We start from the raw sequence: 12,272 nt of genomic DNA on the forward strand, positions 1-12,272 counted from the left end.
TAGTTTGTAGATGCAACAACGAACTTGTAGTATGATTAGGAAAATTATCCATTTCATAGAACAGCGGTGACTTAAATTATGCAATCTCAATTCGAAGATTTTATCCATCTACATGTCTCAGCTTTACGAGTTTATTGTAACAAACTCACTGCAAGTAAAGAAGATGGTGAGGATTTATATCAAACAACCCTTGAGAAGGCTTATCGTTCTTTTCATGAAGAAATAGAATTGAATAGAGCCTATTTATTTCGGATCGCCAAAAATACATGGATAGATGGTTTTCGAAAAAAAACAGTTCAGCAAATGCCACTAATAGATGAATACCCATCAAATCATATTCATCCTCTAAATATAAGAGAAGCCTTTGAGATCTTAGCAGATCATTTATCCGTTAGGCAAACCGTTCTATTATTAATGATTGATATATTTGGTTTTACCGCTAAGGAAACAGCAGCTCACATCGATTCGACGGAAGGTGCAGTCAAGGAAGCGATTAAAAGAACCCGTCTTCGTTTAAGTAGGCTGGTTGCAGAAACTAATTCATATGAACAGAAAAAAATGTTTAACAATTCCTTTAAAGGGATGTCCCATGAGTTAATGGAACAATTCATTGATGCTTTTCGAAGTGGAAACATCCATCAAATATATACTTCTTATAAGAATCTTCGTGATTGTGGGTTAGATGTTTCGAGAGTACGGAAGCAAGCAGATTACTTCTATTTTGATTTTCTTGATCCAAACGGTCACCTCATACGTATTAGTTCCAAGAAAAATTTAAAATAACCATTTCTTTTATGACTATTTATTCGTTTTATATATATGAAAATCATTTTAGGAGGGGAACAATTTGGCTGCAAAATCATTTCATCTTCAAATTGTAGAGTTGCCAGTAAAAAATGTAAAAGAGTCTGTGGAGTGGTATAAGAAAATGTTTGGACTAAAACTAAGCTTTCCATTTAATGAAGGCGATGATGAAGCATGGTTCAACTTAAATGGTATGGGATTTGGCTTGATTCAAACAAACGATTTGCCAAAAATGGATTTTATCTCATCAAAAGGAGAAAGAAAACCTTTTTTTACGTTCCAAGTTGATAATATTAAAGAATTTCATCAAGAAATGATTCAAAAGGGAGTCGAAGTTCAAGATATGGTCTTTAAACAAGATGGAGGTTACAGCTTTCAGTTTTTTGATCTGAATGGAAATCCCTTAGGAATATGGGGAGGATGGCCAAAAAGATGATGATGAACAGAAGTAAAGAGGGGCATACGCTCCTCTCTTCTTTATTTACTTATGTGCCAGTTTTGATTTAATCATATTCTATGGGGTAATGACTATAAGTCTCTTATTCATTTTTTTAAGAATAAGAGACTAGTTTTTTTAAACATATAATCCAAGATAGATGTTGCAAAAGAAATTATCAACTTACTAATTAAAGCAATAATAGGGAATTGACATTACTTTGTCTATTTATTAATTTTTGAATGTCTTCCTATCTTTAATAAGGCATCATAACTCATCTTGATCCATCCAAAATAGACGAAAATATAAACAGCAATCGATATGATAAACAATTGAAATACAACACCATAATTCGATGCAGTCCCCGTTATTGTTGATTCTATAAATAGAGTGATTGGTGATAAGATGCTCAGTACAACACCAACAATAACAGATAGTGTATACGTTGGATGAAACGTTTCATTTTTGATTTCAATAGATTTTCTCAGATAAAGAGGTAATTCGAATCGTTTATCTATACTTCTATATTTTCCAAATCCCATTCTCATACCAGCATAAGTGAACATACCAGTAGCAATTGCAATAAGTATAAAGAAAGGAATAAGCAGCCTATCTCCACCATCTAAAAATCCCGTTATATAACCGTCAGATACTAACTGAGGAATTAAAATTAATAGGGAAACACCCAAAAGGCATAAAATCACTCCCGCTCCAATCAACATGCTATTTTTCTTATTCTCTTTGAAATAATTATTCACTTCAGTCTCTGTAAGACTAGGAAGATCTTCTTTCTCTTCATTAAGATCTATATCAAACTCTCTCTTTAACTCATCGATATTTCCAAACTCTGAAATTACGATACCAACTGCTTCATTTTCTGACTTCCCACTTCTTTTAAGCTCATTATATTTGTCCTCCATATTGGAGAAAATGTCTTCTTTTATGGCTTTCATTTGTTTTGTTTTTGGCAAAGTTGCAAACATATTATCCAAGTAATTCATAATGGTTTCCACTTTAGATCTCCTCCTTAATAAATCGATTAATAACTTGCTTCGTTATATCCCACTCCGTGCACTTTTCCTTATAATAGTTTTTCCCTGCTTGTGTAATTCTGTAGTACGTACGTCTTTTGCCATGTGTTTCGTCTTTGTAAAATGATTCGATATAGCCATTTTTCATCAAACGGTTGAAAGCTGAATATAACGTTGTTTCCTTTATAATGTACTTTTCATCTGAAAATTCCCTAATATTCTTTGATATTTCATATCCGTAGGAATCGTTGTCAAGCAACATATACAGAATAATGGTGTCGTTATACCCTCGAATAACATCACTGCTAATCAAATGCATTCCCCTTCCTTTCATTGTATTCTGTTTATATTTTATATACTTATGTGTAAATTACACCATCTGTAGTACTTTATCTGTCGTAGTAATATCAGTGTATCATAATTACTACGACAGGTAAAGTACTGGATTACTTTTTTGCAAACTACCTCCTAAACATTTAATCAATTTCATCACTCTCAAAAACAATCCCTTTATATTCTATAATTCGACAAAATTTTCAAGAAAAATGTGATATTATGTCTTATAATGACAATAAAGAGAATCTTGCTTTGAGTAGAAGTTGTTATATCTCCTGCTGAAAGTTAGATGACCTTATCAGATGAAAATATTTAAAAGGAGGAATTAGAGATGTACATAGTTGATTTTATGCAACGCTTGTTTAAAAAAGGAAATACGGGTATTATCATCTATCTCTTACTTAATACACTTATAGTCATCACTTTATTTCAAGATCCAATTATTGGGCTAATTGTGTATGGCATATCCCTTGTATTAGCTCTTTCTCCCTTCGGAGAATGGATCCTACGTGTACAACAAGGATGTAAACCATTGGCTCGAAAAGAACACATTGATCGATTACAACCATTATTTGACGAAGTGTACTCAAAAGCTAAAAAGCTTGATCCCGATCTTCCTGATGATATTAAATTGTTTATTAGTAAAGATCCAACTCCAAACGCTTTTGCAACTGGACGTAAAACAATTTGTATAAATAAAGGCATGTTGGAATTTAGTGATGAACAAATAAAGGCAACTTTTGCTCATGAGTTTGGGCATCTATCAAACAAAGATACAGATTTAATCTTAATTGTCTCTGTCGGAAATTTGATCATGACAGCTTTATTTATTTTTTACAGAATTATATTTACATTCTTTGGATCGATGTTCAGTGTAATTAATCACAGTTTAGGAAGCGTCTTAATCACATTCCTTATTGATATCATCTTAGTGGGTATGATGTGGTTGTGGACCAAATTTGGTACAGTTTTAGTTATGCATACTTCAAGAAGTAAGGAGTATGAAGCTGATCATTTCGCTCACCAATTAGGTTATGGAGCTGGTCTAATAGAAGTACTTGATCGTTTCAATGAGATTGATTTAGGGGATACAAAAGGATTATGGGCAAATTTAGCTTCTAGCCACCCTGATCCAGATCAAAGAATTGGCAAGTTACAAAATCTTGAGGATGTTGCGTAGTCATAGAGTCATAAAAAAAAAGATTTTAATCAAACGGTAGTATTTCAAATTCGGATGTTGTTAGTAGTAGAACACTAGACATCCGAATTTTTCAAAAAAACAAACATACAAATAGATTAATTGCAGGTATTCGCTTTCCACCTTGTTAAGTCTCCACCATCTTTATATTCCTCATAATATTTCTCTTAATTATTGACAACACTCTAACTAAGTAATAGGTTTTTAACCCCTATATTTATACAAAATAATTAGTTCAAAAATAGGTAAGGAATGATATGATGCTTTCTTTTATTCAACCCGATGGTGATAACCAATTTGTCCTCTTTTCCCTTGAGCACCTTTTGTCTTTATTCACTGTGATAGCCATTATTTTGGTTATATATTGGTATAGAAACAGCTTAAAAAAAACCCTCCTTAATAATCTATCAAGAGGAATTATTATAACAATTCTTATTATTTCAGAAATAAGTCTTCATGCTTGGCTTTGGTGGGTTGATGAATGGGGGTTTCGAAATGCACTTCCACTTCATTTGAGCAGCATCTCTCTTTTACTAGCAGCGTTATTGCTTTGGATCAAAAGTTATCGTCTTTTTGAATTCACTTATTTTGTTGGGATTGGCAGTGCACTTCAAGCTATGATCACGCCAGATATTAGTTTATATACCTTCCCACATTTTCGATATGTTCAGTTTTTTATAGCACACGGAGGAATAGTGATAGCCAATTTTTTCATGGTATTTGTTGAAGGTTTTCGCCCTACATTGAAATCTTTGTGGAGAGCTTTTTTCTATCTAAATCTTTATACTTTATTTATATTTGCCTTTAATTTATTTATAGGTAGCAATTATATGTACGTCTCAAGAAAACCATTCAATCCTTCTTTAATTGATTATTTGGGTCCATGGCCTTGGTATATCATTCCGTTAGAGATTATAGCGCTTGTTACGTTTTTTATGCTGTATTTGCCTTTTTGGTTTTTGGAGAGAAAAGGTATGAAAGAAATTAAGTAAGATACGGAACAAACTGCTAAATGATTGCGACATGAGTTAATTAAAGGAAGTTGTATACCTGATCGTGCTAATTGAAAAAATTACACGCTACCGACATTGTTGTTCATATAAACGGATTTTTCCATTCCATAAGCAGTGCATAATGAGCTGATTCTTCATCTTCCAAATAATCTGGTAAAAGAGTGACGGGTACACGACCACACCTTAATAAAAAAGATACGACAGGATCTTTTCTTTGTCCCGAGACTACTTGCTCAATATACTTTTCTGGTGACAACTGATTCTGCAACTTTCCATAACCAGGCATTCGTGCCCCTCCCATCAAAGATGAGATGCCTTGTTGAATGACGATGTGATACATCGATTGCATCATTAGTTTCCCAAGTCCGTACTTTCTAAAGGTTGGCTTTACACTTATATCGACCACGTATAAAGTATCTCCGTCTGGATTATGATTTCGGATATATCCATCATCTGTTACGATTTCCCACTGATGTTTATGTATATAATGTTGATGATTAATGCGAAGAGCCGTCATAGAACCTGCAATTTCTCCATCTGTTTCTACACAAAGCGCTCCTTCTGGAAATCTTGTAATGTGCTCCTCCAATTGTTCCATACTCCACCATAAATCCGAAGAAAATGGCGGAGGAAAACTTTCTTTTTGAACCTCAATTAATGCTGCAATATCTTTTCTTTCATATTGACGAACAGTAGCTAATAATGGCTTATCATTTTGAAAAACATAGATTGTTTTCCTATACATCATTCTTCCCCCTAAAGTTCCTAAATTTAGATTACTCCCAATCCGTATATAAATCTGTACGTCTATCTCTCCAAGTTGTTACAGAACCCTTAGCACGTACTCGATATAAAAGCTCTAAATTTAAGTCAGCAGTAACAATTTCATCATGGTTTAATTCTCCTTCTACTAGAATGCCACGAGGAGGAAATGGAATATCATTTGGTGTAATCACAGCAGCCTGCCCCATATTCGCTCGCATAAAATCAACGGTTGGTAAAGATCCAACAGTACCCGTTAACACAACATACACTTGATTTTCTACTGCACGAGCATGACTTGTATAACGAACTCGGTAAAATCCATGACGATCATCGGTACAAGATGGACAGAAAATAACATCTGCTCCTTTCGCTCTTGCCATTCGAACAATCTCTGGAAACTCTATATCATAACAAGTTAACATACATACCTTCCCAAATTTTGTTTCAAATACATTTAAAGTTTCTCCTGCCACCATGTTCCACTCTTCCTTTTCTGTAGGCGTAATATGAAGCTTCGGCTGTTCTTCCACTCTACCATCTGGATAAAAAAGATGTGCCATATTTAGTAGTTTTCCATTCCGTTTTACAACATGTGTTCCTCCTACAATATGTATATCATATTTAACAGCCATTTCTATAAATAATGATATATATTGATCTGTAAATAAAGGAAGTTCATCAATTCGAAGTGCTTCTCCATTTTCATTTCCGATGGACAATAATTGTGTTGTGAAAAATTCAGGAAACAGTACAAATTGTGTTTCATATTCTTGTGCTGTACGTATATAGTGCTCTACTTGCTGTGCAAATTCAGCAAAAGAAGAGATGGTGTGTAGATGATATTGTACGGCGGATACACGAAAGTTCATGGAAAAGCCTCCTTATTCATTTATATAATAGGGATTGATATAGTTTGTATTTCTGCTGCACCTGGAGCTATTTCATATTTATTAAATAAAACATACAGTGTATTATTCTCAATATAAAAAGCTTGATCTTCTCTTACAGACTGAAACCTAAGTTCTCCTGATAAATTTGTTGGATAGTATTTTTCGTTGTTATTCATATGCTGTATTATAAGATGATTCATCGTATTTAAATCAAATATATCCGTAATACAAACTTCTTTACCATTTGATTCATTGATCATATTCAATGACATCACTCTTACCATATCTGTCGCTCCACCAGTATAGGTTCTAGTTGTAATAAGTATATGAACTAAATTTCCGGATACGATCATTTCATAGTTCATTGTTAATTCAAATTGATGAGCAGAGTAATTATTTCGCTTCATATCTTCCAAATACTCCGCTGCGCTTGACTCGATTTCTTTGATCTCATTCTGATAATAATTTGCTATTTTTTTATTGATTTCATTTTCAAACTGTTTGTCCTTTAATCCATGAATTTCTGGTTGGACGGTAGTTATAACACTGGCTTCATCCTCTGTAGATATTGTTTTTTCTATTACAGTCACATCACTATCTGTTGAACTAGATAAATTGATCTTAGATTTTATCATGATTTTGCTTTCATTAAATTTGTTCTCTGTGTCATTTAGTCCATTTTCTAGAGGCTTGTCCTCTAAGTTATCATTTTCAGGTTGTTCACTAGATGGTATTTTAGTCTGTTTATCACTGGATGTAGGATTTGGTAATACTTCATTAGATGAGATGTCACCGGCATTGGAATTTAACATCATTGTATTTTTAAAATTGGATATAAGATATAATCCCGAGAAAATAATTGCCAATAATGTAGTAGCTACAATCATTTTCTTCATTTAAATTTATCCTTAAATGTCGCAAAAGACAGCGCTTGATATACTTTCATTGCATTACTCATCCTCTACTAACCTCGCTACTTTTCCACCACATTTCTTACAAGATCCTTTTAAAACCAAACCAAGCCGATCATTTTGTATATTATAATCAAGTATTGTGGTAACACCACAATTTGAGCAAAATACGTTATCTAATAGTATTTTTTGCACATGAGTAGGTATATCTGACCACTTTCTTAAACTCTCAAAATCTGTAATTTCTGAAGAAGATTTTGCATTATGATAGTCTACAATTTCCTTGCATACATCCATTAATACTTCAATAGCAAATTCAATAGTGTATTTTATTCTGGCACAGCTTTTTCCCATTGATGCTGATGGAATTAATTCCTTAATCAGCGACAGTACTCTTAAGTCATCAGTATAAAAGGAAAAATAGTTTTTTTGAGCTGCAAAAGCTATAAAATACCCATCGCCTCTATAAGTAGGCATTTTATAATGAAAGGATTCTTCCAGTTCCGGGAAAACTTCTCTCATAAATTGTACAAGATGTTCAGTCCACTCTTTTTTCACTCCATCTAAATTAGACATGTAATCATTAACCAATTGCATATATTATCCCCTCTAATCCTATGAATGTATGGTTGCAAAATGAAACAATCGTCCACTTGGCATATTCACCACTTACATTTCTGATTGTATCATCACAACAAACTTCATATCAAAATTTTCTAAATGAATGTCTATTCCATATAATTGATCCTTTGCTTAATAAGATTATTCATGATTACAAGTTCACTTAGGTATCTTCATAGTAAACAAAACCCCATTCTCTTCATTCTCTATCTTATACTTGATACCGAGTGTGTCAAATATTCGTTTAACAATATATAACCCTATTCCGCTTCCACCTGTATGACGATTCCTTGATTTTTCTAACCTTGTGAAAGGTGCAAAAATGGAGTCCATTTGTGTCTCATCAATAGAAACTTCTGAGTTAAATACAGTAATATTGATGCTTTCATCTTCCTCATTACTTATGATCTGAACCTGAGCCCCCACTGGTGAATACATCATTGCATTGTGAATAATATTAAGGAGCGCTTTCTCCAGCAATTTTTTATCTGTTTGCGCAAAAATAGGACTGTCGTCTGCTTCTATTTTCACTTCCAATTGTTTTTCTCTAGAAAAATAAGCAAGCGTATTACAAATCCGTTCTAGGAGTTCTGTTAAATTCACTTTAGTTACATCAGGATTAAAACCTGCTCTATCCACTTTGGAAAGATGTAATACTTCCTTTACGAGCCCCTCTAATTCTTCCATATTTTTAAATGATCGGAATAAATATTTGTCACGATCTTTATAAACCCCAATATTGTGTAACATTCCCTCTAATTGCCCTTTGACTATCGTAATGGGTGACTTTAATTCATGTGAAATAATGGCAAACAAATCTCTTCGCTCTGCCTCCAGTTCCTTCTCACGCTCTATATCTTGCTTTAATTGATCGTTGGTATGATGCAGTTCCTCCATCGTTTGCTGTAACCGCGCAGATAACTGATTCAAACTTGTCGATAGTTCTCCTAATTCATCTTTTGAATTGTATTTGCTTGTTGTTGAAAAATCTAATTTAGCCATTTTTTTAGCTACTTTATTGATTTCAAGTAAAGGTTTTGACAACATTTTCGCATAAAAAAAAGCACCTGCAATAGATATTATGAACACAAAAATAACAGTATATGGGAAAAACACGAATATAGCTCTTTGCGTATCGTCAATAGGATATAAAGGTTGTGTTAATGTAATACTTGTTCTTCCCATTTCTTGAATATATATGATCTGTTCAACTTCATTCTTTTCAATACTCTGATCGTACAGATCAAGCGATGCATTTTGATGACCAGCCTCTAAATCAAAAAAATATAAACTAAGAAAAGCATTGTTTGCTTTTTCATATTTATCAGCAGATTCAAATACATGATCTAAGTTTTCCCCATCTACCTCCGCAGCGAGTTTAGACAAGCTTTTTTCTAATTGATCTAATTTATACTGTTTATAAAAGTCAGGAAGAAAAAAATAAAGTGCTGCATAAATGAGCATAGACGAAACCATTAAAAGTGTAATCGTTACCATAAATATTTTAAAAGCAATGCCTCTATTCTTAAGAAAATAAATAAACTTACTCATATATTTTATACCCCACACCCTTAACCGTTTTAATATAGTCTCCTTTTAATTTTCTTCGTATATTTTTAATATGAGTATCCACTACTCTTGTATCCCCGTAATAATTATATCCCCATAGGTTATCAATCAATGTTTCTCTTGGAATTACTTTTCCTCTGTTTTTCAATAAGATTTGAAGGAGATCAAATTCTTTCATCGTTAACTCTACAGGTTCATTCTCTTCATAAACTTCCATTGAATCTACATCAAGTACTAACTCTTTAAATGAAAGCTTGGTATGTTCATTTTTTTGAGCATGGCGTTTCCTTCGAAGTACTGCCTCTACTCTTTTAATGAGAACCTGAAATGAGAAAGGTTTTGTAATATAATCATCTATTCCTAAATCAAATCCTCGAATTTGATCTACATCATCTTCTAAAGCTGTCAACATGATCATAGGTATATCCGAGTTTTGACGTATCAGCTGACATAATTGAAAACCATCCATCTTTGGCATCATGACATCCATCATCACAAGGTCAAAATCATTTTGCTGGAATAACTTAAATCCTTCAAATCCATCTTTTGCTGACATTACTTTATATTCTTGTGTCTGCAAAAATTCACAGATCAGCTCACGAATTTCATGATCATCCTCAACAACAAGAATTGAATACATATTAATCTCCTTACCTATTTGATAAAAGTAAAACCTAACTTTGATGTTCAAACCCAATTTAAGTTTCACTTTTTAGTGGACACCTTTAAAGACCTTCCGAATATATCTTTAAGTTTCTTTGCAATAGTAGTATAGAAAGAGTACTAACCAAAATTACTAAGAGGTATTATCTCACAGTAATGTGTATTCTATGTGTAGAGGGTTTACGGAAGTAATTTTATTCGAAAGAATGATACATTTTTAAAAATTTTATCAAAGACAAAAATACTCCCTCTTCAAAAAGAGGGAGCTAACTGACTCATCTTAAATCGAGGGATTCCACTATCTTGGAATATATTCCTCATAATAAACTTCTAAACCAACAATTCTATGCATAAAGTTTCCTTCCCCATCATACACATTTCCGTATTTGTCTTTTGAATGCAAGACACTGCCATCTGGAAGATAGAGAGTTTTACTACCATCACTTTCACTATCCACTACTATTACTTCACCTTCAGAGTTTATTAATTTGTGTTCTACGTCTGGTTTAACGATTAAACTCTTTATATATTCTAGTGCATTTTCATTGGAAACTTTAATTATTTTATCTTCCCCATCATTCCCCAACTGAGCAAGCAACTCGGGAAGTGTCATTAACCATTGACCTGTTTCCGTAACCACAATCTCACCTGTCATTTCATCAACTGTTACTATACCAGAATCATTTAAATATTCAGCGATTTCGATAGTTTCATCTTTATTAACAAATACAACATCGTTCTCTGGCATAGGCAATTGTTTTATTTGATCTATCAGCTCTTGTGGGAGTTCACTTAGATTTGTTTCAATTCCCCCCGGGACTTCTTTGCTGTATTGTTCAAGTTGTTTCTCGATTTCAGATTCAGTGATGTCTGAGACAGTTTCATTTGCATTCGCATTCGTTCCTACTACTCCAATTGAGGTTAAAGCTAATCCACCAGCTAACGCTACACTAAGTAATTTCATTTTAATTTCTCTCCTTGTTAAATATATTATTTTGTTTACAAGTTTGATTATATATTTGGAAAGTGTAGTTTATATGGAGTGTATGTGTGGTTTAGTTGGGGATTTGATTAAGATGAGATTAAATTAAGTTGTTTTATTTTGATGCTCCTCTTGGTTGTTATTAGCATTAAATAAAAGGTTAATTTGATATTTTATAGAATACATTACCTTTATAAATGAATAGGAGGTATTTGATTTGAAAAAAACATTATTTATTACTGGCTTATTTATTTTACTATTTTCAGTAACCGTATTTGCTGCATCGGAATTTAAAATGATTGTTAATGGTACACAAGTTGATGTTGAACTCAAGGTAATTGATGGTGCTACATATGTTCCACTTCGTGCAGTTGGTGAAATGTTAGGTGCAGATGTGATATATGACGGTACCACTAAAACAATCACTATAAACGATGAAGGTCAAACAACTTCAGAATATGCAAAATATGAAGAAGATGCTAAACGGTTGTATCAAACCTCACCTAAAGATTTAAAGCCAGAAACGAGAGAGCTCTTAATGGATGTAAATTACCAGAGCATTATACTTCCTGATCAGTTTGAGGAAAAAATAGATAATGAAGAGAGTTTCTTTGTTTATTTCTTTTCACCTGCTTGTCACCATTGTATATACACAACCCCACTTTTGAATCCTATCGCAGAAGAAGTTGGAGTTGAATTATTTCAGTATAATGTGTATGAGTTTGAACAAGGATGGGAGTATGTTAATTCAACCCCAACTATTATTTATTTTGAAAATGGACAACAAAAAGATCTAATCTCTGGTGGAATTACTAATGATGTAGTTGCTAATCAATATAAAGAGTTTTTAATGAATAATAAATAAATACATGTTGGTTTTGAATAAGGTTTGATCAAAAACCTCACGCAAACCCACATTCTATGGCTAACAAAAAGAATCCATTTTGAAAAAAAGATTGATCAAAATAGATTCTAAATTTGAGATCGACAATTTATTTTTTATAAAAAAGTTTGATCATTCTATTGTCTATCTTCTTCTACAAATGCGCCAGT

At 32.9% G+C, this 12,272-nt stretch carries 14 protein-coding genes; 5 read left to right on the forward strand and 9 right to left on the reverse strand.

Annotated elements, in window-relative coordinates:
- Positions 1 to 78 precede the first annotated feature (78 nt).
- Both Q5Y73_RS20365 and Q5Y73_RS20370 read left to right on the forward strand, forming a co-directional pair.
- Positions 79 to 783 (forward strand): RNA polymerase sigma factor, encoded by a 705-nt coding sequence (locus Q5Y73_RS20365; RefSeq protein WP_305993756.1) that lies wholly within the window; start codon positions 79 to 81, stop codon positions 781 to 783.
- Positions 784 to 847: 64 nt separating this feature from the next.
- A complete protein-coding gene (locus Q5Y73_RS20370; protein WP_305993757.1) occupies positions 848 to 1,240 on the forward strand; it encodes a VOC family protein in 393 nt (130 codons plus the stop codon).
- A 224-nt stretch (positions 1,241 to 1,464) separates the two neighbouring features.
- On the opposite strand, the gene Q5Y73_RS20375 is transcribed toward Q5Y73_RS20370, so the two are convergent.
- Both Q5Y73_RS20375 and Q5Y73_RS20380 read right to left on the reverse strand, forming a co-directional pair.
- Positions 1,465 to 2,253, reverse strand: a complete 789-nt coding sequence (locus Q5Y73_RS20375) for a permease prefix domain 1-containing protein (protein ID WP_305993758.1) — start codon at positions 2,251 to 2,253, stop codon at positions 1,465 to 1,467.
- 1 nt (position 2,254) lies between these two features.
- Entirely contained in the window at positions 2,255 to 2,584 is a 330-nt protein-coding gene (locus Q5Y73_RS20380; RefSeq protein ID WP_305993759.1) for a PadR family transcriptional regulator, read from the reverse strand.
- Between the two features lie 354 nt (positions 2,585 to 2,938).
- On the opposite strand from Q5Y73_RS20380, the gene Q5Y73_RS20385 reads away from it, so the two are divergent.
- Positions 2,939 to 3,787: a zinc metalloprotease HtpX gene (locus Q5Y73_RS20385; RefSeq protein ID WP_305993760.1), complete on the forward strand. Its 849-nt coding sequence runs from the start codon at positions 2,939 to 2,941 to the stop codon at positions 3,785 to 3,787.
- Positions 3,788 to 4,065: 278 nt separating this feature from the next.
- Entirely contained in the window at positions 4,066 to 4,797 is a 732-nt protein-coding gene (locus Q5Y73_RS20390; protein WP_305993761.1) for a YwaF family protein, read from the forward strand.
- A gap of 103 nt (positions 4,798 to 4,900) precedes the next feature.
- Here the strand turns inward: Q5Y73_RS20390 and Q5Y73_RS20395 are convergent, their stop codons facing one another.
- The 7 genes from Q5Y73_RS20395 to Q5Y73_RS20425 all read right to left on the reverse strand — a co-directional run bounded on the left by Q5Y73_RS20395 (position 4,901) and on the right by Q5Y73_RS20425 (position 11,201).
- Positions 4,901 to 5,563, reverse strand: coding sequence for a GNAT family N-acetyltransferase (locus Q5Y73_RS20395; protein ID WP_305993762.1), 663 nt, complete (start codon positions 5,561 to 5,563; stop codon positions 4,901 to 4,903).
- A 31-nt stretch (positions 5,564 to 5,594) separates the two neighbouring features.
- A complete protein-coding gene (locus tag Q5Y73_RS20400) occupies positions 5,595 to 6,452 on the reverse strand; it encodes a carbon-nitrogen hydrolase family protein (RefSeq protein WP_305993763.1) in 858 nt (285 codons plus the stop codon).
- A gap of 20 nt (positions 6,453 to 6,472) precedes the next feature.
- Complete coding sequence (locus tag Q5Y73_RS20405; protein WP_305993764.1) at positions 6,473 to 7,369, reverse strand: DUF3298 and DUF4163 domain-containing protein; 897 nt, start codon at positions 7,367 to 7,369, stop codon at positions 6,473 to 6,475.
- Positions 7,370 to 7,423: 54 nt separating this feature from the next.
- The gene (locus Q5Y73_RS20410; protein ID WP_305993765.1) at positions 7,424 to 7,981 is read right to left on the reverse strand and encodes an iron chaperone; all 558 of its coding nucleotides are present in this window, start codon (positions 7,979 to 7,981) and stop codon (positions 7,424 to 7,426) included.
- A gap of 183 nt (positions 7,982 to 8,164) precedes the next feature.
- On the reverse strand, positions 8,165 to 9,556 hold the full coding sequence (locus Q5Y73_RS20415) for a sensor histidine kinase (protein WP_305993766.1): 1,392 nt from the start codon (positions 9,554 to 9,556) through the stop codon (positions 8,165 to 8,167).
- Positions 9,549 to 10,220, reverse strand: coding sequence for a response regulator transcription factor (locus Q5Y73_RS20420; protein ID WP_305993774.1), 672 nt, complete (start codon positions 10,218 to 10,220; stop codon positions 9,549 to 9,551). Before Q5Y73_RS20420 ends, Q5Y73_RS20415 begins: the two co-directional genes overlap by 8 nt.
- Before the next feature lie 315 nt (positions 10,221 to 10,535).
- On the reverse strand, positions 10,536 to 11,201 hold the full coding sequence (locus Q5Y73_RS20425; RefSeq protein WP_305993767.1) for a hypothetical protein: 666 nt from the start codon (positions 11,199 to 11,201) through the stop codon (positions 10,536 to 10,538).
- 235 nt (positions 11,202 to 11,436) lie between these two features.
- On the opposite strand from Q5Y73_RS20425, the gene Q5Y73_RS20430 reads away from it, so the two are divergent.
- The gene (locus tag Q5Y73_RS20430) at positions 11,437 to 12,084 is read left to right on the forward strand and encodes a DUF6568 family protein (RefSeq protein WP_305993768.1); all 648 of its coding nucleotides are present in this window, start codon (positions 11,437 to 11,439) and stop codon (positions 12,082 to 12,084) included.
- Positions 12,085 to 12,272: the final 188 nt, after the last annotated feature.

This window comes from Chengkuizengella axinellae (assembly GCF_030730905.1).
Lineage (GTDB): Bacteria > Bacillota > Bacilli > Paenibacillales > KCTC-33759 > Chengkuizengella > Chengkuizengella axinellae.